Origin of the sequence: Paractinoplanes ferrugineus, assembly GCF_016862195.1 — a bacterium.
Classification (GTDB): Bacteria; Actinomycetota; Actinomycetes; order Mycobacteriales; family Micromonosporaceae; genus Actinoplanes; species Actinoplanes ferrugineus.
On the sequence record NZ_BOMM01000059.1, the window covers coordinates 1 to 26,421 of the forward strand.

General features: G+C 72.0%; 24 protein-coding genes. 14 read left to right on the plus strand and 10 right to left on the minus strand.

Annotated elements, in window-relative coordinates; translation table 11 throughout:
* The first annotated feature begins 187 nt into the window (after positions 1-187).
* Together Afe05nite_RS33130 and Afe05nite_RS33135 are read left to right on the plus strand one after the other, a co-directional pair.
* Positions 188-433, plus strand: coding sequence for a phospholipase D-like domain-containing protein (locus tag Afe05nite_RS33130; RefSeq protein ID WP_203821221.1), 246 nt, complete (start codon positions 188-190; stop codon positions 431-433).
* Between the two features lie 15 nt (positions 434-448).
* Positions 449-868, plus strand: coding sequence for a hypothetical protein (locus tag Afe05nite_RS33135; protein ID WP_239118380.1), 420 nt, complete (start codon positions 449-451; stop codon positions 866-868).
* Between the two features lie 36 nt (positions 869-904).
* On the opposite strand, the gene Afe05nite_RS33140 is transcribed toward Afe05nite_RS33135, so the two are convergent.
* Entirely contained in the window at positions 905-1,738 is an 834-nt protein-coding gene (locus Afe05nite_RS33140) for a hypothetical protein (protein WP_239118381.1), read from the minus strand.
* Positions 1,739-1,831: 93 nt separating this feature from the next.
* Here Afe05nite_RS33140 and Afe05nite_RS33145 point away from each other — a divergent pair, with 93 nt between their 5' ends.
* The 5 genes from Afe05nite_RS33145 to Afe05nite_RS33165 all read left to right on the plus strand — a co-directional run bounded on the left by Afe05nite_RS33145 (position 1,832) and on the right by Afe05nite_RS33165 (position 6,399).
* Entirely contained in the window at positions 1,832-2,842 is a 1,011-nt protein-coding gene (locus Afe05nite_RS33145) for a fructosamine kinase family protein (protein ID WP_239118382.1), read from the plus strand.
* On the plus strand, positions 2,839-3,678 hold the full coding sequence (locus Afe05nite_RS33150; RefSeq protein ID WP_239118383.1) for an SCO6745 family protein: 840 nt from the start codon (positions 2,839-2,841) through the stop codon (positions 3,676-3,678). Before Afe05nite_RS33145 ends, Afe05nite_RS33150 begins: the two co-directional genes overlap by 4 nt.
* Before the next feature lie 48 nt (positions 3,679-3,726).
* On the plus strand, positions 3,727-5,109 hold the full coding sequence (locus tag Afe05nite_RS33155; protein WP_203821223.1) for a serine hydrolase domain-containing protein: 1,383 nt from the start codon (positions 3,727-3,729) through the stop codon (positions 5,107-5,109).
* A 13-nt stretch (positions 5,110-5,122) separates the two neighbouring features.
* Complete coding sequence (locus Afe05nite_RS33160; protein ID WP_203821224.1) at positions 5,123-5,857, plus strand: MerR family transcriptional regulator; 735 nt, start codon at positions 5,123-5,125, stop codon at positions 5,855-5,857.
* 80 nt (positions 5,858-5,937) lie between these two features.
* Positions 5,938-6,399, plus strand: a complete 462-nt coding sequence (locus Afe05nite_RS33165; protein ID WP_203821225.1) for a DUF8821 family protein — start codon at positions 5,938-5,940, stop codon at positions 6,397-6,399.
* A 21-nt stretch (positions 6,400-6,420) separates the two neighbouring features.
* Here Afe05nite_RS33165 and Afe05nite_RS33170 read toward each other — a convergent pair whose 3' ends face one another.
* The 3 genes from Afe05nite_RS33170 to Afe05nite_RS33180 are packed head-to-tail and all read right to left on the minus strand — an operon-like array spanning position 6,421 to position 8,529.
* The gene (locus Afe05nite_RS33170) at positions 6,421-7,152 is read right to left on the minus strand and encodes a phosphatase PAP2 family protein (protein ID WP_203821226.1); all 732 of its coding nucleotides are present in this window, start codon (positions 7,150-7,152) and stop codon (positions 6,421-6,423) included.
* Positions 7,153-7,156: 4 nt separating this feature from the next.
* Complete coding sequence (locus tag Afe05nite_RS33175; RefSeq protein ID WP_203821227.1) at positions 7,157-8,077, minus strand: pyridoxamine 5'-phosphate oxidase family protein; 921 nt, start codon at positions 8,075-8,077, stop codon at positions 7,157-7,159.
* A 2-nt stretch (positions 8,078-8,079) separates the two neighbouring features.
* Positions 8,080-8,529, minus strand: coding sequence for a VOC family protein (locus Afe05nite_RS33180; protein ID WP_203821228.1), 450 nt, complete (start codon positions 8,527-8,529; stop codon positions 8,080-8,082).
* A gap of 102 nt (positions 8,530-8,631) precedes the next feature.
* On the opposite strand from Afe05nite_RS33180, the gene Afe05nite_RS33185 reads away from it, so the two are divergent.
* Positions 8,632-9,192, plus strand: a complete 561-nt coding sequence (locus tag Afe05nite_RS33185; protein ID WP_203821229.1) for a CGNR zinc finger domain-containing protein — start codon at positions 8,632-8,634, stop codon at positions 9,190-9,192.
* Between the two features lie 28 nt (positions 9,193-9,220).
* Here the strand turns inward: Afe05nite_RS33185 and Afe05nite_RS33190 are convergent, their stop codons facing one another.
* On the minus strand, positions 9,221-10,969 hold the full coding sequence (locus tag Afe05nite_RS33190) for a PIG-L family deacetylase (protein ID WP_203821230.1): 1,749 nt from the start codon (positions 10,967-10,969) through the stop codon (positions 9,221-9,223).
* A 303-nt stretch (positions 10,970-11,272) separates the two neighbouring features.
* On the opposite strand from Afe05nite_RS33190, the gene Afe05nite_RS33195 reads away from it, so the two are divergent.
* Together Afe05nite_RS33195 and Afe05nite_RS33200 are read left to right on the plus strand one after the other, a co-directional pair.
* On the plus strand, positions 11,273-11,788 hold the full coding sequence (locus Afe05nite_RS33195; protein WP_203821231.1) for an RNA polymerase sigma factor: 516 nt from the start codon (positions 11,273-11,275) through the stop codon (positions 11,786-11,788).
* Positions 11,773-12,537 (plus strand): hypothetical protein, encoded by a 765-nt coding sequence (locus Afe05nite_RS33200; RefSeq protein ID WP_203821232.1) that lies wholly within the window; start codon positions 11,773-11,775, stop codon positions 12,535-12,537. Before Afe05nite_RS33195 ends, Afe05nite_RS33200 begins: the two co-directional genes overlap by 16 nt.
* A gap of 26 nt (positions 12,538-12,563) precedes the next feature.
* On the opposite strand, the gene Afe05nite_RS33205 is transcribed toward Afe05nite_RS33200, so the two are convergent.
* From Afe05nite_RS33205 to Afe05nite_RS33215, 3 genes are read right to left on the minus strand one after another with little or no spacing between them, the layout of a single operon-like run.
* Entirely contained in the window at positions 12,564-13,049 is a 486-nt protein-coding gene (locus tag Afe05nite_RS33205) for a PepSY domain-containing protein (protein WP_203821233.1), read from the minus strand.
* A complete protein-coding gene (locus tag Afe05nite_RS33210) occupies positions 13,046-14,359 on the minus strand; it encodes a sensor histidine kinase (RefSeq protein WP_203821234.1) in 1,314 nt (437 codons plus the stop codon). Before Afe05nite_RS33210 ends, Afe05nite_RS33205 begins: the two co-directional genes overlap by 4 nt.
* Complete coding sequence (locus Afe05nite_RS33215; RefSeq protein WP_203821235.1) at positions 14,352-15,029, minus strand: response regulator transcription factor; 678 nt, start codon at positions 15,027-15,029, stop codon at positions 14,352-14,354. The genes Afe05nite_RS33210 and Afe05nite_RS33215 overlap by 8 nt, the downstream gene beginning before the upstream one ends.
* Before the next feature lie 109 nt (positions 15,030-15,138).
* On the opposite strand from Afe05nite_RS33215, the gene Afe05nite_RS33220 reads away from it, so the two are divergent.
* From Afe05nite_RS33220 to Afe05nite_RS33230, 3 genes are all read left to right on the plus strand, one after another.
* Complete coding sequence (locus Afe05nite_RS33220; RefSeq protein ID WP_203821236.1) at positions 15,139-17,853, plus strand: M14 family zinc carboxypeptidase; 2,715 nt, start codon at positions 15,139-15,141, stop codon at positions 17,851-17,853.
* Positions 17,854-18,479: 626 nt separating this feature from the next.
* Positions 18,480-18,857, plus strand: a complete 378-nt coding sequence (locus Afe05nite_RS33225) for a hypothetical protein (protein ID WP_203821237.1) — start codon at positions 18,480-18,482, stop codon at positions 18,855-18,857.
* 13 nt (positions 18,858-18,870) lie between these two features.
* The gene (locus tag Afe05nite_RS33230) at positions 18,871-20,982 is read left to right on the plus strand and encodes a tetratricopeptide repeat protein (RefSeq protein ID WP_203821238.1); all 2,112 of its coding nucleotides are present in this window, start codon (positions 18,871-18,873) and stop codon (positions 20,980-20,982) included.
* A gap of 161 nt (positions 20,983-21,143) precedes the next feature.
* Here the strand turns inward: Afe05nite_RS33230 and Afe05nite_RS33235 are convergent, their stop codons facing one another.
* Positions 21,144-22,268, minus strand: a complete 1,125-nt coding sequence (locus tag Afe05nite_RS33235; protein ID WP_203821239.1) for a hypothetical protein — start codon at positions 22,266-22,268, stop codon at positions 21,144-21,146.
* A 303-nt stretch (positions 22,269-22,571) separates the two neighbouring features.
* Between Afe05nite_RS33235 and Afe05nite_RS33240 the strand changes: the two genes are divergently transcribed.
* On the plus strand, positions 22,572-25,415 hold the full coding sequence (locus Afe05nite_RS33240; protein ID WP_203821240.1) for an AfsR/SARP family transcriptional regulator: 2,844 nt from the start codon (positions 22,572-22,574) through the stop codon (positions 25,413-25,415).
* Here Afe05nite_RS33240 and Afe05nite_RS33245 read toward each other — a convergent pair.
* On the minus strand, positions 25,382-26,374 hold the full coding sequence (locus tag Afe05nite_RS33245) for a nucleoside hydrolase (RefSeq protein WP_239118385.1): 993 nt from the start codon (positions 26,372-26,374) through the stop codon (positions 25,382-25,384). The genes Afe05nite_RS33240 and Afe05nite_RS33245 overlap by 34 nt on opposite strands.
* Between the last annotated feature and the right edge of the window lie 47 nt (positions 26,375-26,421).

Below are 26,421 nucleotides of genomic sequence, written 5' to 3' on the forward strand. Positions count from 1 at the left end.
GAGGGCGAGGGCGAGGGCGAGGGCGAGGGCGAGGGCGGCAGGGCGGCAGGGCGGCAGGGCGGCAGGGCGGCAGGGCGGCAGGGCGGCAGGGCGGCAGGGCGGCAGGGCGGGGCGGGACTCGCCGGAGCACGGTGGGGTGGGGGAGTGCGGCACGGGGGTGGGGTTTTGGGCCTTCTACGCTGGTGGCGTGACTGATGTCTACGAAAGCACCGAGCAGCCTGACCTTATTGCCACGCATTATCTGACCAGCATCGAGGATGTGACGGAGCACCTGCGGGCGGCGAATCGGCTGGGGCTCGGGGTTCGGGTGCGCAGCTATCTCGAGGCGGACGAGGAGGATGAGACGCTCGTCGAGCACTGGGAGGTGGAGCTGTACACGTCCTCGCCGGTTCATGAGGGGGAAGTGGCTGAGCCCGACGTGGCGGGCGAATAGCGTCCCGTGGGTGCCGTGAGTTTGGAAGACCTTGGCGCCTGGCTCCTCAAGGCCAACGGTGAGACGTCCGACATCGCCGAGGTGGCGGGGCGGCGGGAGCCGGTTCGGCGGTGGTGTGTGCGGGCCGGGTACCGGGCGCGGCTGATGGCGGCGGGGCAGCCGGTGGTCCTCTGGGTGAGCGGGGATCGGCGCCGGGTGACGCCGGGTGTCTGGGCGGTCGGTGAGCTCGGCGGTCCGGCTGCGGTGATGGACGGCAAGTTGCGGGTGCCGCTGGAGTTGCGCTGGCTGACCGAGGAGCAGCGGGTGCATCGGGACCTGGTGCGCTCCGATGAGGGGCTTGCCGCTCTCGAGGTGTTGCGCCAACCGCAGGCGGCCAATCCCTCGTTCGTCAGCACCGAGCAGATGGCGGTCCTGCGGACCTATCTGCCGGGCTGAGAGACAGGGCCGACCGAGAGGGCTGAGCGAAAGGGTTCACAAGAGAGCGTCCAGGACCTTGACCGCCCGGTTCTCGTGTTCGGCGTAGGCGTCCGGCACGGCTGAGCGCTGTACGGCCTGGGCCGCGTCGCCGGGGGTCCGGGATTCCCAGTCGGAGACCTTGAGCAGCCGCTCGTAGAACGCGTCGGCGGCGTACCGCGGGTTCATCAGTTGGGGGACGCTGCCCCAGCCCTGGCTGGGGCGCTGCTGGAAGACGCCGAGCGAGTCGAAGTTGTCGCCGCTGCCCTCGTGCGGGCGGTCGAGCGAGTCCGGGACCTTCGGGTTGGCCAGGTTACGCAGGCCGGATTCCTGCAGCCCGGTCATCATGGCCACCAGCATCGCCTGGCGGGGCAGGCCACGGTCCTGGGCGACCCGGACGATCACCGCGGCGTTGTTCATCTGTGTCTGGTTGAGGCCCGACACCGGCCGGGGCGGCCGGGTGGTGCGCGACGACGCCTTCGACGACGGCGTGCGGACCTTGGATTTCGCCGGGGCAGCGGGGGCAGCGGGGGCGGCGGACGTCGAGAACTCCGAAGCGGCGGCGGCCGGTCGCTGAAGCGCGGCGTCGACCGCGACCGGCACCGTGGCCGGTTGGGCGCCGCCGCTGACCGCGAAGATCGCACCCGCGGTGACCGCGACCGCGCTCATCGCCAGCAGGACGAGGCCGGTGCGGCCCGAGCGCCGGCGTCGGCGGTGCCGCGAGGTCGACCAGTCCGGTTCGTACCCGTCGCGGTCGTCGAACTGGACATAGGCGACGCGTCGATATCGTCCGGGTCCCGAACTGGTCGGGCGGCCGGGAACTACCGGATGATCCGAGTGCGCCGGCGTCACGTACGCGACCGCCCTTCCGTGATTGCCTGTCCTTCTGATGGCATTACGGGGTCCCGGGGGTCTGCGGATCAATGACTGGACGAGGAGGCTTTCGTGGTGGGTTCGGCATCGTTCCTGCGGGCCGGCCTGGAAAGGTCCGGCATGACCGACATCACCGAGGTGGAGCCGGTTTCCGGGGGGCTCGCGGCGCTCGCCGGGATAGCGACCCGCCGGGACGCGCCGCCGGTGTTCGTCAAAGCATTCGACGACCCTCCGGAAGACGACCCTGCGGAAGACGACACGCCGCAAGACGACACGCCGGAAAGTGACGTCTTCGCGGCGGAGGCCGAGGGGCTGGCGGTGCTGCGGGCGAACGGTGTGGTGACCCCCGACGTGCTCCTGGCGAACCGGGAACTGCTGGTGTTGTCGGTGCTGCGGCCCCGGCCGCGGAGCGCGGCCTTCTGGGAGCGGTTCGCCCATGATCTGGCCGGCCTGCACCTGGGTACGGTCCACCCGCGCTTCGGCTGGCATCGCGACAACTGGCTGGGCCGGCGCCGGCAGGTCAACACCTGGGCCGGCGACGGTTTCCGGTTCTTCGCCGAGCACCGGCTGCTCCGCTGGCTGGGGGAGCCCCGGGTCGAGGCCGCGCTGGACGCCGGCGACCGGGCGGCGTTGGAGCGGCTGTGTGACCGGCTGCCCGAGTTGCTGCCGGACCGGCCGGCCTGCCTGACCCACGGCGACCTGTGGGCGCAGAACGTGCTGGCGACCTCCGACGGCCGGCCCGCGCTCATCGACCCGGCGGTGTCGTACATGTGGGCCGAGGTGGACCTCGCCCACCTGTGGACCACCTCGCCGCCGGCCGAGGCGCAGCGGTTCTTCCCGCTCTACGCGGAGCTGACCTCGCTCGACCGGGGCTGGCCCGCCCGGATGCCGATCATCCAGCTGCGGCAGCATCTCGCCGTGCTGGCTCAGTTCGACGACGACTGGGGCGCGGGCGAGCGGATCCGCGCCACCCTGGCCCCGTTCCGGCCGGGAAACCAGGGCAGCACTGTCGGATCCGGGCCCGGCCGATCGTGGAAGGGACATGAGCGGGCGAAGGCGCCCGCCGAGGAGGGAAACCCGTGACCACCACCCGCGCAAGCCTGGCCCGTCGCATGTTCGAGCTGCTGGAGCCGATCTGCCTGGTCACCTTCTTCGCCGACGAGTGCAACGAGGAGCTGGCGGCGCTCGGCCACCGCACCTACTGGGACGGCTATTTCGCGAGCCGGGCCGCGCCGCTGGGCCGGGTGCCGGCGCAGGTGGTGCACGCGGCTTTCTACAACTTCGCCGAGGGTGAGGCGGCCCGGCACATCCCGAGCGCGTGGGCGACGATCCCGCCCGAGGCGTCGGTCGCCGCGCGGGAGCGGGGCAGCGCCGCCTCCCTGCGGCGCATCCTGGGGGCGGGGACGGCCGGGTCGGCGGGTCTGGCGCGGGCCGCCGACCTGACCACCAAGGCGGCGATCAGCGCACCCACGCAAGGGCGGATGATGTACGCCGGCATGCGCACCCTCGCGCTGCCGGGTGAGCCGGTCGCCCGGCTCTGGCACAGCGCGACGATGCTGCGGGAGCACCGCGGTGACGGGCACATCGCGGCCCTGCTCGGTGCGGGCCTCGGGGGGACCGAGGCGCACGTGATCAGCGCGCTGGCGGCGGGTGTCTACCCGGCCGAGTCCTTCGGGCGGATCCATCACCTGCCGGCCGAGCGGCTGGCCGCGGTCATGGCCGGGTTGCGCGAGCGGGGGCTGATCGACGCCGACGGCCGGTTCACCGACGCCGGCCGGGAGATCCAGCAGCGCGTCGAGGACCTGACCGACGAGCTCGCGGCCCCGCCGTACGACGCTCTCACCGCCGCCGAGCTCGCCGAACTGATCGCCGAACTCGAACCGATCACCGCGACGTTGGTGGCCGCCGGATCACGGTGAGCGGCAAGGCTTGACCCTGCCCCAGGGGCAGGGCTCGAGGATCGTGGCATGAACGACGCGAAGCACCTCAGCGAGAAGATCGCCGCCTTCTGCGCGGCGACCGGTGTTCCCGGAGTTGTCGCCGGCGTCCACCACGCCGGCGAGCAGGTCCGCGTGGCCCACGGCGTGGCGAACACCGCCACCGGAGCGGCGATGCGGGCGGACACCGGTTTCCTGTTCGGCTCGATCACCAAGGTCATGACCACCATGCTCGTGCTGCGCCAGGTCGAGCGCGGCGTCCTCGACCTGGACGCGCCGGTCGTCCGCTACCTGCCGGAGTTCCGGCTGGCGACCCCGGGCGCGGCGGAGCGGATCCAGGTCCGGCACCTGCTGTCGCACACCAGCGGGATCGACGCCGACCTGTTCTTCCCGGACGCCGCCGGGCCGGGCGCGCTCCAGGCGTACGTCGAGCGCCTCGGCCGGGAGTGCGGCAGCCTGTTCGAACCCGGCCGGCACGTCAGCTACTCCAACGGCGGCATGATCGTCGCCGGCCGGCTGCTGGAGGTGGTCACCGGCCGCCCGTACCATGCTCTGCTCGAGGAAGAGATCTTCGCGGCCACCGGCCTGGCGGACGCGTGCACCGGCGCGGAGAAGGCCGTCCGGCGCCCGACCGCGGTCGGGCATTTCGCCGACCCGGCCACCGGGGAGGTCCGGCCGACCGGCATGTTCATGCTGCCGGCGACGTGGGGGCCGGCCGGGGCGACGCCGATCGGCACCGTCGAGGATCTGCTCACGCTGGGCCGGGTCCACCTCGCCGGCGGGGTGTCCCCGGCCGGCCGGCGGGTGCTGTCGGCGGCGTCGGTCGCCCGGATGGCCACGGTCACGCACGACATGGGAACGCCCGGCACGACACCGGTCGGGCTCGGCTGGCTCGTCCGGTCGATGGGCGCGACGACCGTGCTGACCATGACCGGGGCCTCACCCGGCGGCATCGCGGTGCTCGCCGTCGTCCCCGAGCACGACCTCGTCCTCGCCGCCTACGGCAACGACGGGCGCGCTCTGGAACTGCTCGACGATCTGCTGCTCGACCTGGTCGGACAGTTCACCGAGGTGCCGGCGCCGAGCTTCACCCGACAAGACCTGGACCTTGCCGGGTACGCCGGGACGTACCGCTCGAACCAACTCCGGATCGACGTCCGCGCGGACGGCGGCGAGTTGGTGGAACAGGTCACCTACGAACCGGCCGACGACGACCAGGAACGCGTTTTCACCGGCTTCGTGGGCGGCCCCTTCACGGCGCCGCCGCAGCGGTACGTGCCGGTCGGCGCGGGCCTGTTCGCCCCGGCCGGGATCCCGCTGGCCGGCCTCCCGTCGTACTACCTGGTCTCGTACCACGACGACGCGGCGTACCGATGCTCCGGCGGCCGGATGACCCGGCGTACCCCGGTCTGACACCATGCGGCTCATGACCGGTGCCCGACATCTGCTGACCATCGGCCAGCTCGCCGGCTACGCCGGCACCACCGTCAAGGCGGTGCGGGTCTACCACGATCGGGGCCTGCTCGCCGAACCACCCCGCGACGATTCCGGCTACCGCAGGTACGACGCCGGGCACGCGATCCAGCTCGTGAAGATCAGGACGCTCGCCGAGGCGGGAGTGCCGCTGGCCCGGATCAAGGAACTGCTCACCGCCGGACCGGACCGGTTCGCCGCGGCCGTCGACGAGATCGACCTCGCGCTGAGCCGGCGCGCCCAGGAGATCGACCGGGCCCGGCACCGGATCGCCCAGCTGCGCGGCGGAGACCGGCTGTTCGTCCCGGCGAAGGTCGCCGGCTACCTGGAACTGCTGCGCGAGAACGGCATCAGCGAACGAACCGTACGACTCGAGCGGGACCTGTGGATCCTGATGCGCGGCGCCGCCCCCGAGCCGGCCGAGGGGTGGATCGACGGCAAGCTCGAGGCGGTCGCCGACCCGGAGTTCCTGGAGCTCTACCGCGACTACGACGCCGCGTTCGGTTGGTCCGCCGACGATCCGCGGCTGGCCGGGGTGGCCGAGCGGACCAGGCGGTGGTATGCCGGGCGCGCCACCGGTCCCGAGCCCGACCCGCGGGACCCGGTGATCGCCCAGCTGGCCGCCCTGACCGCCGCGGCCTCGTCACCCGCCTGGGCCCGGATCGCCACCCTGGCGAGAACGGGGTGACGACCACCTGACCCGGACCGGGCGGCGACGGTAGGTCGGCCGGGGCGAGGAAGCCCGGCACATCCGCGGAGGAACCAGTCATGAGCTATGTCGTGGATTTCGGGACGGTCTCGACCACCGGCCTCGAGTCGTCGCCGGTTGCCGACGCGCTCGCCGGGCTGCGGGCCAACGAGGCCCGGTATTTCAAGAACAAGTACGACCACGTCTTCACGGTCGAACCGGCCGCCGCCGCCGGGCCGGCCGTCGAGTGGGTGCACCGCATCCTCAAGCAGGAGCGGGGCCTGGTCATCTCCTCGCGGCCGCTCGAGGCGACCGCGTTCCAGGTCGAGAACATCCGGACGGCGTACGTCTTCTACGAGAGCGGCCTGTCGATCAACGTGATGTACACCGTCGACGACGGCGGCAAACGGGCGGTCGGCTTCAAACTCTCGGACGGCATGGAGGTGCCCGAGGAACTGGGCGCGTTCAAGTTCGCCCGGCAGAGGTCCAAGCTCGCCGGCACCATCCGCGGCTCCTATTTCGTCATCAAGAACGAGTACTGAGCGGGGCTCAGGCCGCCGGGCTCAGGCCGCCGGGCTCCGGCCGGCGAGCGGCGCCCGGGCGAAGATCGCGGACAGCAACCGGGTGGCGGCGACGGCGGCGGCCAGCAGGACGGCGCTGCCGACGACGTCGAGCACGTAATGGTTGCCGGTGGTGAGGACGACGGCGGTCATCAACAGCGGCCAGCCCCACGCCAGCAGAGCCGCCCGTGGATGGCCGGGGCGCAGCGCCGTCCACACCGCGTAGGCGCACCAGGCCGCCCAGGCCACGTGCATGCTGGGCATGGCCAGGAAGTTCGGCGAGCGGGCGAGGTCGTGCGCGGCGGTGTCGCGGACGATGTCGTGCTCGGCGACGACGTCGACGGTGCCGGGTGCCGCGAAACGCGGCGGCGACACGGGCCACGCCCAGAAGACCGGCAGGGCCAGGAAGAGCATCACCAGCAGCGTACGGCGGACCGGCCGGTAGACCTCGCGGTGCCGGACGTACAGCCACACCAGCACGCCCAGCAGCACGAGGTAGTAGAGGCGGTAGACGTACACCGCGGGTGGGATCAGGGCCGGGTGGTCGGTGAGCCATCGGTTGGTCGCCGGCTCGATGTCCAGGTGGCCGCGGTCCTCGATGGACCGCAGGTGGTGCGCGTCGGCGGTGGCGGCGGTGCGGCTCGTGCCGGTCAGTGCGCGCAGGCGCAGGAAGAGCACGATGCCCGCGGTCAGCAGAAGCAGTTCCACCAGGACCGCGGGGCGCCGTCGGCTCATGGCGTCACGATAGGGCAGCCCCCGGGGCGGCCGGGACCGGCGGATTGAACCGGGAGAGCTCGGGGGTGCTCCAGTGCAGCGGGGTGGCGCCGGTGGTCCGGACGACGCGGGTGACGGTGAAGTCGACCAGGCGTTGCGCGCCGGGCACGGTCGCGGCGTGCCGCGGGTCCCAGTCGACGACGGCGGTGCCGGTGACGTGCAGCAGGGTGCCGGTGGTCCAGTCCGGCAGCAGCAGGCCGGCGCGCGGGTTGACCTCGAGGTTGCCGAAGGTGTTGAACATCGAGTTGCCGTCGTAGTCGGGCCAGCGCAGCCGGGTCGGGCTCAGCGCCCGCAGGAAGCCGGGGTTGCCGCCGCGGTGCGAGGCGTCGGCGTTGCCGTCGAGGTCGGCGGTGGCGACGAAGAACGTGTCGGCCACGCTGGCGAAGCCCACCTCCTCGGCGCTGAGCTCGGGGCCGACCCGGGGCTCGCCGGGGGTGGTCGCGACCCGCCGCGGCGAGCGCTTCTGGATGTACTTGGGACAGTTCGCGTAGGCCTGGGTGAGATCGATCCGCAGCCCGTCCGCCGTGGGGCGGGCGGTCCCGTTCAGCCGGACGCGGCGGCGGGTGCCGGGCTCGATCACGATCATCCCGACCCGGGCCGGCCCGCTGAGGATCGGCCGCAGCGGGTCGCCGGCGGCCGGGGCGGCGGCGATCTCGACCGTGGACGGGCCGGTGGCGGTGATGAATCCGGGCTCGCCGGTCAGCATGGTGGCCCAGACGTCACCGGCACCGTCGGTGGCGCCGATCACCAGCATCGGCTGCTCGGCCAGGAAGGCGCGGGCGACCCGCGGGAGCTCGGCACCGATGAGGACGGAGACGCGGGCCGCCTCGTCGAGCACGCCGGCCCGTTCCTGGGCGGCCAGCTCGCCCCGGTGGTAGGGCGACATCTCTAGAAGAACCCGCAGGTCGGGGCCGCACCGGCGGGGGCCGGGGCGCCCTCGGTGCCGGCCGGGACGTAGATCTCCAGGCGGATGCCGTCGGGGTCGGTGAAGAAGATGCCCCCGGAGGCGGCGCCCTCGCTGTGGGCGACCACTCCGTCGTACGCGAAGTCGGCGCCCGCCTCGCGCAGGACCGCCTCGGCCCGGGTCAGGTCGTCGAGTGATTCGGCCTGGAAGGACAGGTGGTGCAGGCCGGCCGTGGTGGTGGAGAACGAGGTCTCGCTCTGCTGCCACAGGGTGAGCATCAGGTCGCCGCGCCGGCCGAGGAAGACCCAGCGGCGGTTGTCGTCGGCGCCCTCGGCGAGCGTCTCGAAGTCGAAGAGGCGGGTATAGAACGCCCGCGACCGGTCCAGGTCGGTGACGTTGAGCCCGACGTGGCCGGTGGCGAAGGAAGCGCTCATGGGGTGCCTTTCGGACGGAGGGCAACCGGTGAAGTCGACTTTAACGGTTGAACCTGGGAGCGGCAACCTGTAAAAGATGTTTAGCCGGTTAGGATGGCGTCGATGAGCGCACAAGCCGACCCGCGCCCCCTGCTCGGGGAGCCCCTGCCGCTGGACCTGGTGAACACCCGCTGGGTCGGCGACGACGGCGAGCACGACCTGCTGGCCTCGCCGGGCGGGCTGGCGATCTGGCTGTCCTCGGCCGGTCTCGCCGGCACCGTGCCGGAGTCGGCGGAGACTCTCGACGCGCTGCTGGCCACCCGGGCGGCGCTGGACGCGCTGACCCGGGCGGCGGCGAGCGAACCGGAGCGGGCGCGGGAGATGCTCAACGAGACGCTGCGCCACGGTCGGATCCGCCGCCTGCTCACCGCGGCCGGGCCGGCGAGCGTGGTCGAGACCGACACGCCCGGCTGGCTCGCCGCTTGGCAGGCCGCCGAGCAATACCTGCGGCTGCTGGCCGAGAACCCGGCGCGGATCCGCGAATGCGCCGACCCCGGGTGCCGGCTGCGGTTCTACGACGTGTCCAAGGCCGGCGGGCGCCGCTGGTGCTCGATGGCGGCCTGCGGCAACCGGGCCAAATATCGCAGCCACTACACCAGGCGGCGCGGCCGTCAGAGTTCCTGACGACCGCGCCGGCGGGTGGTGCGGGTGGTCAGGGCTCGACCTGGATCTCGGCCAGGCCCACGTTCGCCGTCGTCGTGCTCACCGAGGTGACGGTCAGCACGAGGCTGCTCGTGGTGTGCTCGGGGAACGTGACAGTGGTCGCGGCCCCGTTGTTGGTCAGGGCCGGCACCGCGACGGTGTCGCCGTTGTCGAAGGTCAACGTCGCGCCGGTGATCTGATCGTTGGTGTTGGGCCGGTCGTAGAGCACGACACGGGTCATCGTGCGCGGCGACTTCCAGTCGAGCTTGAGCCAGCTGCCGGTCTTGCCGCCGACCGTGGCCCACTCGCGGGTCGGGGCGGCCGGGGTGCCGGAGGCGTAGCCGTCGACCGCCTTGACGCCCAGCTGCTGGCTGCCGGTGCTCTCCGAGGAGACCGAGACGAACGCCTGGGTGGCGACGTTGGCGGTGTACGCCTGCATCTCGGCCAGACCCACGTTGGCGGTCGTGCTCGAGACCGTGTTGATGGTGAAACGCAGGCTGCTGACCCGGTGCGGAGCGAACTTGACCACCATCGCCGAACCGTTGTTGGGCAGCGCGGTGACGCTCACCGGGGCGCCGTCACTGAAGTAGATCGTGCCGCCGGTGACCTGGTCGTTGACGTTGGGCCGGTCGTAGAGCACCAGGGTGTCGATGGTGTGCTGGGTCGGCCAGGCGACGTGGATCCAGCTGCCCGCCTTGCCACCGGTGGTGGCCCACTCCTTGGTGGAGTCGGTCGGTGAGCCGCTCACCACGTCGTCGGCGGCCTTCGCGGCCTGCTGGTTGGTGGACGTGTTCTGCGAGGAGGCGGTGATGGTGCCGACCATCGTGGCGTTCTGCCGGCCACCGGTCTCGGAGGCGGTGCTGTAGCGGCGGGAGAACCACGGGGCGTAGTTGCCGGCGAGGCACGCCTCGGTGGTCTGGCAGACGTAGTCGTCGTGCACCGCGTACGCCATGAAGGTCGCGAGTTTGCGGTCCCGGTCCTCGACGCTGAGGCTGAGGTTCACCGACTGGTTCTGGCTCGGGTAGGCCATGTTGGCGAAGACCTGGTGCGGCCCCGAGAAGTACTGCTTGTGGGCGGCCAGCGAGAAGTACGCCGACGTGTGGTGGTCACTGTGGTCGGTGTCGCCGTACTGGCCCACGTAGTCGAGCGTGCGGATGACGTCCGGCTGGTAGTTGTGCATGATCGTGACCAGTGTGTTGTTCAGGCTCGTCTTGGTGAACGAGGTGGCGCCGTCCAGCGAGTGGATGGTCGGGATGGCGCCGGTCCACAGCTGTTGCAGGCTCTCGTTGCCGGTGGCGGGGAAGCCGGTGCCCCGGCCGCCGTCGGGCAGCCGCAGGAAGATCAGCGCGATGTCGGGCCGGCCCGCGAGCTCGTCGAAGACCAGGGCTTGGCCGTTGATCGTCTCGGTACGCCGCTCCCACTGGTCCGGCACGCCCGCCATCTGCGCGTACGCGGCGTGCGAACCGGCCTCGCGGCCCTGCCAGTAGCTGGTGTCCCGGCCGGCGTCGCCGCCGGTGAAGAAGACGGTGAGCACGCACCGGCCGGCATCCATGTCCTTCTGGATGTCCGGGTTCATGAAGAGCAGGTCGTCGTCCTGGTGCGCGGGCAGGTTGAGCGACCGGTGCCCCGCGCAGTCGGTGGTGGCCTGGGCCGGGCCCGCCCCGGAGAACACGGCGGTGAGGACAGTCAGGACGGCGAACAGGGCAAAAGCCCCCCGATGCCGTGATTTGGACAGACTCCGGCGGTGTTCGGTAACCATGGTGTTTCCCCCGTGTTGACGTGAATCGGTCGTGCGGGCTCGTGGCCGGAACGCGACCGATCTTCGAGAGCCACTTTTAACGATCAAGCCGATCGATCGCCATAGGTGGAATGGCTCATCGAATCTGTCCGATCGGGTGGCCCCCGCCGGATGCCCTGGTGAGGCCGTTCCGCCGGCCGCGAACGAGCCGGATTTCTTCGGCGCGACGGCCGTGGCAGCATGCGAGCCATGCGCCGAGCCGACCCGCGATCCGCCCGCGGATGAACTTGTGGCACCCCGGCCCGCCGCGGACAGGTACCGGGTATGGAAGGTGACGAGGATCGGTTCCGGGAGCTGCATACCGCCATGTATGCGGACCTCCTGCGGTTCGCCGAGCGGCGGGTACCGCCGGCCGAGGCGGAAGACGTCGTCGCGACCGTGTTCCTGGTGGCGTGGCGGCGGATCGGGGACGTGCCGCCGGACGCGCGGCCGTGGCTGTTCGGGGTGGCCCGCAAGACGATCGCCAACCAGAACCGCGGGCTGCGCCGCCGCAACGTGGTCGACCTGCGCATGGTCGAGGACCGGCCGGCCGAGGCGGACGCCACGCCGGACCGCGTCGACCTGATCCGTGCCTGGTGGACGCTCAGCGCCGCGGACCGGGAGGTGCTGGCGCTCGTCGCGTTCGACGGGCTGACCGGTGATCAGGCGGCGAGCGTGCTCGGCTGCCGGCGGTCGGCGTTCAGCATGCGGCTCGGTCGCGCCCGCGAACGACTGCGCAAGGCCCTGGAACCGGCGCATCCCGCCGCGACGATCGGAGAGCGGACATGGATCACGACCTGAACCGGCTGGCCACCCTCGACCCGGCGGCCGGCCGGGAACCCACCGCGGCGCAATGGTCGCGTGCCCGGGCCGGGCTGGAGAGGACCATGAGAACCCCGGCTGCCGTACGCCGTCCGGTCGCGCGCCGGCTCGCGACCGGACTGGCCGTGGCGTGCGTGCTGGCGGCCGGGGCGGCGATCGGGGTGCCGGCGCTGCTGCCGGACGGCGACGCGGCGTACGCGTCGTGGACGGCCGTGCCGCGCGGCGTGCCCGGCCCGGAGTCGCTGGCTGCGGCCCGCGAATGCGCCCGGTCCTGGGACGACGGCGGCCGGGGGACACCGGGGGAGATCGTCCTGGCCGAGCGTCGCGGGGTCACCGTCCTGCTGATCATGTGGCTGCGCGACGGGCCGCTGATCATCTGCTCCTCGCTCGGCACCGGCCACCCGGCCGGGGCCGAACGCCTCAGCGGCGACCGGGGCGAGGAACCGCCGCGGCCGGCGAACGGCCGGGTGACGCTGGACGGCGGCCTCGGCGCGACGGGTTCCGGCAGCCGGTGGTACTCGCAGGCGGCGGGGCGGGTCGCCGCGGACGTGACCGGCGTCGACATCGCCCTGCCGGACGGCCGGACGGTCCGCGCGAGCGTCCGCGACGGCTGGTGGGTGGCGTGGTGGCCGGGCGCCGAGGGCGGCCGGACGGACGCGATCAGGATCGTCGCGCACACCGGGGCCGGCGCCCGGCCGTACCGTCCGGACGAGCTCTTCGCCGACTGAGCCGGGGCTAGCCGACTGAGCCGGGGCTAGTCGGCGGTCTTGCCGAGCACCTTGAAGGCGGCGTCGAGGTCCACGTCCCACCTGGTGTTGTCGGCGGCGCGCACCTCGACCTCGTAGGCCGCCCCGTCGTCGCCGGCGTCCACCTCGACGACGGTGCCGCCGGGGACCGCGGTCAGGGCGGCCTGCCCGGCGGCGGTGCGGTCGGCGTCGGTGAGCACCCGGTCGGCGGGGCCGGGTGCCTCGGCGATCACCTTGAGGTCGCTGTCCAGGACGACCTCCGTCTCGGTGCCGTCGGGCTTGCGCACCTCGACCTCGTACGCCCCGCCGTCGTCGTCGGTCTCGACGTCGAGCACGGTGCCGGGGACGGCCCGCAGCGCCGCGTCCGCGACCCGGTCCCGCTCGCCGCCGCGCACGTCGGCGCCGGCCGCGGTGGCCCAGACGAGGCTGCCGGCGCCCAGCGCGGCGACGAGGGCGACGGCGGGGATGACGATGCGCTTGCGGGGCTTGTTCATTGCTGGTGGCCTTCCTCGAACACGGAATCGGAATGCCCACACCCTGCACCGGCCTCGCTGAACCTCACCTGAACGCGAGCACCGCCGAGCTCCGAGGTGGTGATCGTGACGGTGCCGCCGTGCGCCGTGACGATCTTCCGGACGATCGCCAGGCCCAGCCCGCTGCCGCCGGCGTCGCGGGCGCGGGACTCGTCCAGCCGCACGAACCGTTCGAAGACGCGTTCCCGCTGCTCCGCGGGCACGCCCGAGCCGTCGTCGTCGACGAGGAGCTCGACCGCGCCGCCGGTGTCGCGCACCGTGACCGCCACCGTCGCGTGGGCATGCCGGCCGGCGTTGTCGACCAGGTTGCGCACCACCTGGCCGAGCGTCGCCGCGTCGCCGCGTACCCGCCCCGGCCCGATCCCGGACGTGTCGACCCGCAAGCCGGCCCGGCGGGCCCGCCGGGCCTCGGCGAGGGCCAGGTCGTCCAGGTCGACGTCGCGCGGCGGCGGCGCGCCGGCCGGGCCGTCCGGCCGGGTGAGCAGCAGCAGTTGTTCGACGAGCCGCTGCATCCGCGCCGCCTCGTCCAGCACGGTCTCGGCCAGTTCGCCCTCCGGCAGCGCCCCGGGATGGTCGCGGGTGACCTCGGCCGCCTGCCGGATGCTGGCCAGCGGCGACCGCAGCTCGTGCGAGGCGTCCGCGACGAACTGCTGCTGGCTCGCCCGGGAATCGGCGAGCCGGGCCAGCATCCGGTTCATCGTCCGGGCGAGCCGGCCGATCTCGTCACCGGGCGGTGGTTCGGGGACCCGCCGGTCGAGCCGGTCGGCGGTGATCTCCTCGACCTCGCGCCGGATGCGTTCCACCGGGGCGAGGGCGCGGCCGGACACCACCCAGGTGACCCCGCCGACCAGCAGCAGCATCAGCGGCAGGCCCACCAGCAGGGGCGTCATCAGGGCCGCGGTGGAGTCGTCGACCTCCTCCAGGGAGATCGAGACCGCGACGGTGTAGTCGCCGGCCTCCTCGGTGACCACGGCGTACGGCCGGTCGGGCCGGGGTCCGGAGGAGCGTACGGTCGTCCCACCGCGGTCGAGCACCTGCCAGGCCAGCCCCGGGTCGTCCTCGTCGCCGGCGGGCTCGTCGGCCGGCAGCCCCGTCCGGAGCACCCCGGCGAGCGCCGCGGCGCGCTGCTCGGCGGTGTTCTCCAGGCCGTCGCGTAACGAGTCGCGCATCAGCAGCACGAGCGTGACCGCCCCGACGACCAGGGCGGCGGCGACGACCAGGACGGCCGCCGCGGTGGTGCGCAACCGCACCGAGGCGCGGCGGTCAGCCACCGTCGCCGCCCAACCGGTAGCCGGCGCCGCGCACCGTCCGGATCGCCTCCCGGCCGAACGGCCTGTCGATCTTGTTGCGGAGGTGCCGGACGTAGACCTCGACGATGTTCGGGTCGCCGTCGAAGTCGGCATCCCAGACCGCGTCCAGGATCTGCCGTTTCGAGACCACGTCGTCCCGGTGGCGGGCCAGGAAGTCGAGAAGCGAGAACTCCCGGGCGGTCAGCTCGATCTCGGTGTCGCCCCGCCAGACCCGCCGGGCCGCCGGGTCCAGCCGGAGGTCACCGGCCTCGAGCTGGGTCGGGCGTTCCCGGGCGCCGCGCCGGGCGATCGCGCGCAGCCGGGCGAGAAGCACCGGGAACGAGTACGGCTTGGTCAGGTAGTCGTCGGCGCCGGTGTCGAGCCCCTCCACCTGGTCCCATTCGCCGTCCTTGGCGGTGAGCATCAGGATCGGGGTCCAGTCCTTCTCGGCCCGCAGCGTCGCGCACACCTGATAGCCGTTGACCCCGGGCAGCATCAGGTCGAGGACGATCACGTCGTACCTGTTCTCCCGCGCCAGCCAGAGTCCGTCCACCCCGTCGTGCGCCACGTCGACCGCGAAACCCTCGGCCACCAGGCCCGCTCGCAGCGACCGGGCCAGCCGTTTCTCATCGTCGACGACGAGGACTCGCATGGCCCCATCCTCGCCTACCGAACCTGAAAGTCCGCTGACCGGTTGTCACTCATTGACCGACGCAAATGCGAAACCCTAGGCTTCGGGGGCCGAGCGAACGGGGAGCGCGATGCGAGTTCCGAGACCTGCGGGTGCGATGGCGATCGTGCTGGCGGTGGCCCTGATGCCGCAGCTGAGCGCCGCCCCGGCCGGTGCCGCCTGCGGGGACGGCTATCGGAGCACGGTGCCGAGCCCCGCGTCGTTCCTCGGCTTCCCGCTCGGCGCCGGCCAGCCGCGGGTCGTCACCAACGCCGAGATCCGCGGTTACCTGAGCGCCGTCGACCGGGCCTCCGACCGGGTGAGCACCGGCACGATGGGGACCAGCGTGCTCGGCCGGCCGCTCGACTACGCGGTCGTCTCCGACCGGCCCGGCGCGGTCGAGGAGATCCGCGCCCTGCGGGATCCGCGCGGACTCACCGCCGGGCAGGCCCGCCGGATCGCCGCCGAGCGGCCGGCCGTCGTCTGGATCGCCGGCAACGTGCACGGCGGCGAGACGAGCGGCGCCGACGCCGCGCTCAAGACGCTCTACGAGCTGGCCGCCGGCCGGTCCTGCGCGGTGAAACAGCGCAACGACAACCTGATCACCGTCATTCTGCCCACCCAGAACCCGGACGGCCGGGACGCCAACCGGCGGCAGAACGAGTACGGCTTCGACCTCAACCGGGACTGGTTCGCCCGCACCCAGCCCGAGACCGACAGCAAACTGCAACTGCTGCGCCGCTTCCCGCCGCAGGTCTTCATCGACGCCCACGAGATGGGCGGCCGGCAGTACTTCTTCCCGCCCAACGCCGACCCGATCCACCACGAGATCGCGAGCGAGCCGGTCGACTGGATCAACCGGATCGGCGAGGCCAACAAGGCCGGGTTCGGTTATCAGGGCGCCTGCACCGAGACGGTCACCACCGAGTGCTATTTCAACTACGACACCTATGACCTGTTCTACATGGGCTACGGCGACACGGTGCCGGCCACCGGATTCGGGGCGGCCGGCATGACTTACGAGAAGGGCAGCGCGTCCGCCGTCGAGGACCGGGTCCAGCAGCAGTTCAACACCCAGTGGTCGACCCTCGGCTGGGCGGCCGCCAACAAGCGCGCGGTGCTGACCGGCTATTACCGGCAATGGTCGGACGCGCTCGCCGAGGGCCGTGCCGGAAAGCTCGAGCCGAACGAGGTCGTGCAGCCGGGCAACGAGGTCCGGTTCCCGGTTCCCGACCTCCGGATCAAGTCGTACTTCCTCATGCCGGGACGCCAACTCGCCGATGTGCGCGGGCTGGTCGAACGCCTGCGGCGGATGGACGTCGAGGTGTACGAGGTGAAGGAGCCCCTGCGGGTGCGTGACGCGCGCCTCTTCGGAGGTCGCCGCGCCACCGGCGTCACGGTGCCGGCCGGCGCCTACTGGATCCCGATGGAACAGCCGCAGAAACACTGGATCCAGGCCACCCTCGGCGAGGACCCGTACGCGCCGTTCCCCTATTTCTACGACGTCTCCTCCTGGAGCAACCCGCTCCTGACCGGCATCGAGACCATCTACACAGGCGATGACGTACGGCCGCGGGCGGTCCCGGTCACGAAGATCGACGGCGGGCGTACGCGGGTGGCGCCCTACTACGCCTACGAACTGGACTCGGCCGCGGCCGCCCAGTTGACCTTCCGCCTGCTCGGTCAGGGTGCGCACCCCGTACGCGAGCCGGATCTTGACCGGGTGTCCCTGCCCGCCTCGGAGGTGACGCCGGCGGTCGACCGGCTCGCCCGCTCCCTCGGCGTGGACCTCACCCCGCGGCTGCGGCCGGTGACCGGCGTGGCGCTCACCCGGCCCGACGTCGGGCTGTTCCGCGGCACCGGCATCTCGACCACCTCCGGCTCCTTCGGCGAGGCCCGCTACGTGCTGGGCGAACGCTGGGGCCTCGACCTCACCCCGGTGACCACCGCCGACATCAACGACAACACCGCGGCCTTCACCGGGCGTACGGTCCTGCTGGTGCCCGACGGCAGCAGCGCGACCGGCGGCCTGACCGCGGCCGGTCAGGCCAACCTGCGCGCCTGGATCGCGCAGGGCCACACCTACATCGGCCTGCGCAACGAGGGCACCCGGCTGGCCCGCGCCGCCGGCCTGACCTCCACGACCGAGGCCCCGAAACCGGACGACTACCTGGTGATCGGCTCCCACCTGCGGGTCGACCTCGACGCCCGCAGCCCGGTCGCGGCCGGCCGCCCTGCCGAGGACTTCGAGTTCAACAACGGCGACCCGATCCTGACCCCGAGCAGCACCGGCGTGAACGTCCTGACCTACCCCGGCGACGACTCCTTCTGGCACAACGGCTACACCGTCCACGAGGACGTCCTCAAGGGAACCGCCGTGGTCGTCGACGAGCCCACCGGCGCGGGCCAGGCCGTCCTGTTCGCGTTCAACCCGTTGTTCCGCGCCTACAACGAGAGCGGCCTGCACCTGCTCGCCAACGCCGTGCTCCACCCGTCCTCGCCGGCCACCCTGCGCGCCCCCGGCGTCGCCCCGGCCCGAGCGGCCGCCGCGGCCCGGCCACCGGCCCCGAACCTGGGCGGCGAGTGGCGCCCGTCCCGCATCGAGGTCGCCGCCACCGACCTGACCCGCACCCGGAGCATCGTGTCCCGCTACACCGGCACCGCAACGACCGCCCTGGTGGGCGACTCGGCCTACGTGACCATCCCGAACCCGCAGGGCCTCCAGCCCGACGAGCACCCGTTCCTGCGCTCCCTGGTGGCCGACCTGCGCGCAACCGGCATCCCGCTCCGCTCGGTGGTCGGCTGAGGGCTTGACCCGTGCGCACTAGTCATGCGAACATCTCTAGGCACGAGACCAGGCCAGCAAGAATGGCCGGTGTGATTGATCCCAGCAGATCAATCACACCGGCCACCTTGAACAACTAAATACCAATATGTCCCTTTTGAGAATTAAGTGGCTTAAAGCCACTTCATCCACTGGGTGAGGTCCGCGACCGCATGTGCCAGCTCTCCGGAGACGGCACATGCCAGTAGCGCGTGAAAGGTGGGCGCTACTTCAGACGCGAACGAGATCGTTGACGCAAGCACAGGTCGAGTCCTCGGGTGCGAAGGGGCCTTGATCAATATAAACGTCGATCATGTTGGACCTTCTTCGGTCGACTCCGCAACCGCCACTTTCTCCGCGCCGGTAACGATTCGGCGCGAGGTTCGCGATGGCCTGGGCTTCTGTCCATTCCGGATCTGCCGCGCGCGTTCGACCCGCGTTTTTTTGGCCTCGTTCGGATGACACCGCACGGTTGCGGCAATCCTGGTGCCCCCGCGTCCCACCGATTCGTTCCTTTGTCCAGATAGGCGCTTCGATGCGGCGACCGGTCGTGGGGCCGCTCGGCCGCCGTTAGCATGGAAAGTTCCGTGGTGAACGGGGGGAACGCCATGATCGATGACGTCGTGCCGGCCATTGCGGCGGCGCTCTCAGCCCAGGGAACCGAACTTCTTGTCGCGGGCAGCAAGAGCGTTTTCGGTTCACTTTGCGAGATCATCCGCTCGCGTTTCGGGCGTGGCACGCCGGCGGAGCACAGCCTCCTCGCGGCCCTCGATCATCCCGACGACACCGAGCGGGTGGCCGTCCTCGCGCGACATCTGACGAGGCTCATGGCGCAGGACCCGGAGTTCGCCCGGCAGACGCTCGCGGCCTGGAACAGCGCGACAGCCGCCGGGTCGGCCGAGGGATCGGCCGTGGTCAACAATTTCAGCGGGCAGGCCGACCGAGTGGTGCAGGCCAGGTCCATACACGGCGGCATCAAGTTCTAGCGGTGGATGTGTCATGACCCGCCCCGGCAACGACCTCTCCGGCGTCGTGTTCGGGCCCAGCATCCAAGCCGTCGACATCAACGGAGGCGTGCACTTTCACGGCGTACCGCCACCGCCCTCGCTGGTGCCGCGTCAAGCGGCCGCTCCGCCGCCGCACTTCGCCGGACGGGCCGCGGAGCTCGCGGAGATGCGCGCGGCGCTGGATCTCGGATCGACGGTGGTCATCCTCACCGGGCCCGGAGGTGTCGGCAAGTCGGCACTGGCCCGGCAGTGGGGGCGTCTCGCCGCCGACGCGTTCCCGGACGGCCAGCTCTCGCTGACACTCTCCGGTTTCGGCCCGGGGCCGCCGCTGGATCCGGCCGAAGCGTTGCGGTATTTCCTGCGGGCACTGGGCTTCGGGGCCGGCGGCCTGCCGGCGACGCTGGCGGAGCTGACCGCGATGTACCGGTCGGTGACGGCGGGGCTGAGGCTGCTCGTCGTGTTGGACGACACATACTCCGTCGCCCAGGCCCGCGTGCTCGTGCCCACGTCGGCGACCAGCATGACTGTGGTGGTGAGCCGAAGCCGGCTTTCCGGTCTGGTCGCCGAGGGCGCCGTCCTGGTCGACGTCGCGCCGATGACCCGGGCCGAGTCGTTGGCGCTGCTGGCGAACGTGCTGGGCCGGGCGCGGATCGACCGCGAGCCGGAGCAGGCCGGACGGCTGGCCGAACTGTGCGCCGGCCTGCCGATCGCTCTGTGTCTGGCCGCCGCGAGGCTGTCGACGCGCCCGCGGCTTTCCCTGGCCCGTGCCGTCGAGGCGCTGGCCTCCGAGACCGATCGGCTGGCCCGGCTGGAGACGCCGGACGAGGAGGCCTCGGTGAGCGGATCCTTCGAACTGTCCTATCAGGCACTCGACCCGCCGGCCGCGGCACTCTACCGCGGGCTGGCGTTGCACCCCGGGCGTGAGTTCGGGCCGGGACCGGCGGTCGGGCTGGCGGGATCGGAGGCGGAGCGGCTGATCGATGTCCTGTTGGAGGTCAACCTGCTGCAGGAGGTGGCCGAGGAACGGTTCCGATTCCACGACCTGATCCTGCTGCACGCGCGGCAGAAGGCCACCGGTGCGGAGGCCGCGACGGCCTTGACCGCGATCCTCGAGTGGTACCTCGCGGCGGCGAGCGCGGCCGACGTGGTCGCTACGCCGTACCGGAGGAGGCTCCCCTATTCGTACCGCACGGTCCCGGCCGGTCTTCCGGTCCTTGACGACCGCGACCGGGCGCTCACCTGGCTCGACGCGGAGCGCGTCAATCTGGGTGCGGCCGGGCAGGCCGCGCTGGACCGCGGCTGGGCCGAGCTGGCCTGGCAGCTGACCGATGTGTTGTGGCCGCTGCAGCTCTACCGCAAGAGCACCGACCGCAAGGAGATCGACGCTCGTGGGCTGGCCGCCGCGCGACTGTGGGGTGAGCCGCGGGCGGAGGGTCGCATGCTGAAGCGGCTCGGGCGTACCTGCAGCACCCTCGGCGAGCACGAGGCCGCCGAGGAACTTCTCCGGGAGGCGATCGAGAAGTACGCCGGCGACCCCGAGAACCAGGTGGAGGCCCGGGAGATGCTGGCCCTCGCATACCGGGACACGGGCCGCGCCGGTGCCGCGATCGAGCAACTCCGCGCCGTCCTGGCTCTGCGGCGTCGGCTCGGGCACAGCCGTGACATCGCCCTTACCCTGATCAACCTCGGCGACCTGGTGTCCGGGCGGGAAGCGATCGACCTTCTGCGGGAGGCGGGCAGGCTTCTCGACCTGTCGGTCGCCGCCGACCCGTACAACCCGGTCCGAGTGAAGCTCAGCCTCGCCCGCGCGTACCTCGCCGGCGGCGACCTGGCCGCCGCCGACCGGGCGGCGTCCGAGGCCGCCGGGGACATGCGGCGTCTAGGGGTCGAGGCCGGTGAGGCCGAGGCTCTCGAACTCTGCGCCTGGATCGCCGCCCGCCATGGTGACGTCGCCCGGAACCGGCTCCTTCTGCAGCAGGCCGCGAAGCTTCTCGAGGCTCACGGGTCGCCGCGCGCCGCCGCCGTCCGCCGCCAACTCGCGGCACCACCAGGCGTAGAGGGGACCGGCCAGCGCGCGGGCATCCCCTCGGAGGGTGAGCCGTAGCCCGTTGCGGAAACCGGCCCTGACCACGTCGCCGGGCCCCGGGGTGAGCACGAGAACGACGCCCGGGAAGCGGGCGAGGAGACCGGCGGTTTCCCCGGTCGAGATCAGCACGTCGGCCAGGGCGCTTTCCCCGGCTTGGATCACGGGATCCGCGAAGCTCGTCATGACGCCGTCCGCGACCGGCCCGGGGCGGGCACCGGCAACAGCGGCGGGTCCTGGCTGCCGCGCCGCTGGGTGAGCCCGAGCAGCCGGAACATCGTCCGCCGGAGCAGGCGCCCGGCCCGGTGCGGCCGCGACGTGATCGCGGCGGCCACCCGGCGAGGATCGACCGGGCGGGCCGCCAGTAGTTGCGGCCGCAGCGGCTTCGTGACGTCCAGCCGAGCGGCGCCGCTGAGGACGACCGACTGGGGCGAGCCGGCGGCGGTCCGATCCACCGAGCCTGGCGAAACACACAAGACGGGCAAACCGACGGCTGCACCGTACGCGGTGACCGAACCCCGATCGCCGACCAGGCAGTCGGCGGCCGCGACGTACGCGCGCCAGTCGTCGCCCGGCTCGGCCAGCATCATCCCCGCTTCCTGGCAGGCCCGGGTCCACGCGCCGACCTGCCGGCGCCCGTGGGCGCCGGCGATCGCCGGATGCAGCAGCAGCGCCACCCGGAACCGCGACGGCGGCAGCTGTTCCATCATCGCCGGCAGCAGTTCGGGCACGCCGCCGAACAGGCCGTCCCCGCCCCACGTCGAGGTCACCACCACGAGCCGCTGCCGATCGGCCAGGCCCAGCGACCGCCGGTAGTCGCCACGCCGGGACATGCTGCCGGCGAGCCGGTCCAGGCACGGATCGCCGGCCACGGTGGCGACCCGCAGCGCGTCGGGGCATTGTCTTGCGAGCACGTCCCACTCGTTCTCGTGCGACAGTACGATCGCGGAGGCGATCACCCGGCCGTCCCGCACCAGCCGGGGCGCGTCGAGCCCGTAGACGGACGGTTGCCCCACCGGCCGCCCGCCGGAGTCCGGCGGGCGAACCAGTCGCGACCGCCCGGCGCCGTGCGCCATCAGCATCACCGGTGCGTGCAGCTCGTGCAGGCCGCCGTGCGAAGCGGCGATCGCCAGGTCGAACCGCTCCCGCACCGCCTGCTGCCAGGGGACGACGAGCGCGCCGAGCCGTTCGAGGTGACCGGCGACGCCCGTGTTGAAGACGTCCGGCGGCACCGTGAAAACGGTCTGGACGCGCGGGTCCGACTCGACGAGATCGACGATGTCCAGCAGCCGGTGGCAACTCGCCATCGTGTGGACAGCGATCAATACGGTGCGACACCCCGGTCGCGATACCCATCTTTTTGCATCGATGCCAATGGGTGTCCGCACCCATTCTGGATCAACCACTTCAGCCACCCCCGGTCGGTGAGTCCAACGTGGTCACCATGGGCCGGGTGCCTTGTCGCCGACATTGCGGAAACCTTGCGGAACGGATGCACGTGAACTGGCGATGGCATGTCAGATATCGCGCGATGCGCGCACGGCACCCGATCATTTGCCCGGCTGCAACACACTGAGTAGCGGCCTTATTGCGCGTTGATGGGGGCGCACGTGGAATTCGGCATACTCGGTGCGACAGAATTGATCCACCACGGACGGATCATCCCGCTCGGAACCGCGAAACAGCGCGGCATGATCGCCGTACTGCTCTATCACGCCGGTGAACCCGTGCGGGTGAGCACGATCATCGACCTTCTCTGGGACAACCCGGGAAAGGCGGATCATCGGCCCACGGTGTACTCGCTCGCGAGCCGGCTGCGAACCGTGCTCGCCGGGGTGGGCCTCGATCAGGCGCTGCGGCGGGTGCCCGGCGCCTACCGGCTCGACGTGGAGCCCGCGGCGGTCGACCTCACCCGGTTCCGGCGGATGCTGGCCGAGGCCCGGGAAGCCGCCCCGGAGGCCGCGGCGGAGATCCTCGTGGCGGCTCTGGCGCTCTGGCGTGGCGATCCGCTGCCCGAGCTCGGCGGCCCACGGGCGGAGCAGCTTCGCCACGTGCTCGACGGGCTCCGGCTCGACGCGCACCGGATGCTCGCCGAGAGCCTGCTGGCGCGCGGCCGGGCGCACGCGGCGCTCGACCAGCTCGACGAGATCGTGCGGATGCACGACCTGGACGAGGCCCTCGCCCGCTGCTGGATCCGGGCGCTACGCGCGACCGGCCGGCATGACGAGGCCAAACGGTTCACCACCGCGTTCCGGCGTCGCTTCCGTCGCGAGATGCGCGCCGAACCGGACCTCGGCGCCGCCGCCGCGAACGGATCGTCCGGTGACCGGGTTCCGCGGTACCTGCCCCCCGACCTCGCCGACTTCACCGGGCGGCGGGCCCTGCTCGCCGACCTCGAGCGGTTGAGCGGTGACAACGTGGTCGTCATCACCGGGATGCCGGGCGTCGGGAAGACGACGCTGGCCCGGCACTGGGCCCACCGCCGGCGACATCTGTATCCCGACGGCCAGCTCTACCTCGACGCGGGTGCTCACGGCCTCGGTACGCCGATCGATCCGCGGGACGCCCTCGACCGGTTCCTGCGCGTGCTCGGCGTGCCCCCGGACCAGATCCCGGTCACCTTGGAGCAGCGCCGGGACCGTTTCGAGGACCTGCTCGGCGACCGGCGGTTCCTGCTGCTCATCGACAACGTCCTGGACTCTGCCCAGGTACGCCCGTTGATCCCCCGCTCGATGAACTGTCTTACGGTCATCACCAGCCGAGTGCGGCTGAGCGGTCTGACCATCCACGACGGGGTGCGCACCGTCACGGTCACCCCCCTGCCCGTGGACGAGTCCACCTCCTTACTGGCCCGCATAGTGGGACCGCGGGGCGCGGCGGAGCCCGACGGCCTTGCCTCGCTGGCCCGGCTGTCCGGCGGTCTCCCGCTGGCCGTACGGGTCATCGGGGAGCAGGTGGCGGAACGGCCCCGGGCCGGCATCGCGGAACTTGCCGACGAGCTCGAGCACCGCCTTCTCGAGGCCGGTGACGACCAGGAGACCAGCCTCACCGCGGTGTTCGACTGGTCATATCTCGCGTTGCGCGCGGACGCGGCGCGCCTGTTCCGCCAGGTCTCGCACCATCCGGGAACGAGCATCAGCCCGGCGGCGGCGGCCGCCATCGCCGGTATCCCGGTCACGGACGCCGAGGGGCTGCTCAACGCCCTGGCCAAGGCGCACATGGTCAACCACGACACCACTCGTCGCTACCGCTTCCACAGTCTCCTGCACCAGTACGCGACGGAACGCGCGACCGGCGACGACCCCGCCGCGGCCAGGCAGGAGCAGCGCCGGATGCTGGACTGGTACCTGCTGTCGGCCGCCGGTGCCGTGGCGGTCATCGCCCCCGAATGGCCGCCGATGCCCGACCTGCCGGACGCGCCGGACATCGCACCGATGTTCTTCGCCACCGACGCCGAGGCGATGCAATGGTGCGAGACCGAACGGGACAACCTCTGCGCGGTCAGCCGCTGGGCGCAGGACCACGGATTCCATCGCCACGGCTGGCAGATCCCGGGTGTCGTCCACGAGATCCTCGAGCGGCACGGTTGCCTGGTCGACCTTCTCGAACTCAATCAGCGGGCCCTGGTGGCGGCGCGCTGGAACGAACACGACGAGGGGCAGATCGGGATCCTCAACAACCTCGGAACCATCTACTTCGCCGGGCACGACTACGACCGGGCGGTCGCGTCCCTGGTCGAGGCCCGCAACCTCGCCGCCGCCACCGGCAATGTCGGGGCGGAGACCAACTGCGCCCACAACCTGGCGTCGACCTACGCCATCCTGGGCGAGGTGCCCCGGGCGATCGAGATCTACGAGAAGGCCCTCGAGTCCTGCCGGGCGCTGGGCCACGCGGCCGGTGAGTCGGCGGTGCTGAACGGCCTGGCCGCGGCGCACCTGCGGCTCGGGCACCAGCATCGGGCCGCCGAGAACTACCACCGGGCTCTCGCCATCCGGGAGCGGATCGGCGCCCGCCGGGGCGCCGGCCAGAGCCACGGCGGCCTCGGCACCCTCTATCTGGCCTCGGGCCGGCTCCGGCTGGCGCTGTGGCACTGCGAGGCGGCGCTCGCCATCCACACGCATGCCCTCGACCAGGCGGCGGAGTGCGACACGCTGGTCACCCTCACCGACATTCAGCGCCGGCTCGAGATGCATGACGACGCGGTCCGCAACGGACAGCGCGCGGTGCTCCTGAGTGAGCTGATCGGTGACTCGTTCCGGCAGGTGGCCGCCTTGACCGCGGCCGGTGACGCCCTCGCCGCGGCGGGCGATCCGGAGTCCGCCGCACAGCGGGCCCGCACCGCCCGACGCATCCTCGACGATCTGTCCGGCGTCCACCTGCCGCCCCTGCGTGAGCGGCTGCTCGCCCTCGAGCGGACCGTTCAGATCGCGCCCCCGGAACCCCGGGCCGGCTGAGCCGGGTCCGGCGGCCCTCCTAGGGTCCGGACGGCGGTCATCAGCAGCCGCCAGAAGGCGTCCACGTCCAGGTCGACCGCGACGTCGGTGCGCAGGACGGCGCCGGTCCGGCGGTGCAGGTCCACCACGGTGGCTCCCCGGGTGTGGGTTCCGGTCAGCTCGACGGCGACCGCGGCCCGGGTCGTGGTGATCGTCGGCGGGGCGATGGCGGCGGCCACCGCGATCGGGTCGTGCACCGGTGGGTGGGCGAAGCCGAACTCGCGGCGGTAGGTGCCGGCGAAGAACGTCAGCAGGTCGGCGCAGACGGCGCCCAGCCGGGTGGGCATGGCGCGGAACTCGGCGATGATCTCGTCGGTGGCCAGTGCCCGGTGGGTGACGTTCAGGCCGATCATCGTGGTCGGCAGACCCGAGCGCAGCACGATGTCGGCCGCCTCCGGGTCGGTGACGATGTTGAACTCGGCGTACGGCGTCGTGTTGCCGCGCTCCGTCGAGCCGCCCATGAAGATGATCCGGCGCAGGTTCGCCGTCACCCCGGGGTGGCTGCGCAGCAGCAGGGCGACGTTGGTCAGCGGGCCGGTGGCGATCAGGGTGACCGGCTCGGCGCTGTGCTCGATCAGGCGCCGCATCAACTCGACCGCGGGCACGTCCGCCACCTCGCCGGTCGGCCCCTCGAGGTCGGGTCCGTCCAGTCCGGACGCACCGTGGATGTCCTCGGCCACGCGCAGCTCACCGACCAGCGGCCGGGCGCAACCCGCCGCCACCGGCACGTCCGTCGCGCCGGCCCGGGCGAGGATCTTCAACGCGTTGGCGGTCGTCCTGGGGAGCGTCTGATTGCCGGCGACGGTGGTGACCCCGAGCAGCCGCAACCGCGGATCGCCGACGGCGAGCAGCAGCGCGAGCGCATCGTCATGTCCCGGATCGCAGTCGACGATCACCGGCCGGGCAGCGAACTCGTTCACCCTGCTGACGATAGATCCCCCGGCCGGCGGGACGGCCGGCTCGGCCG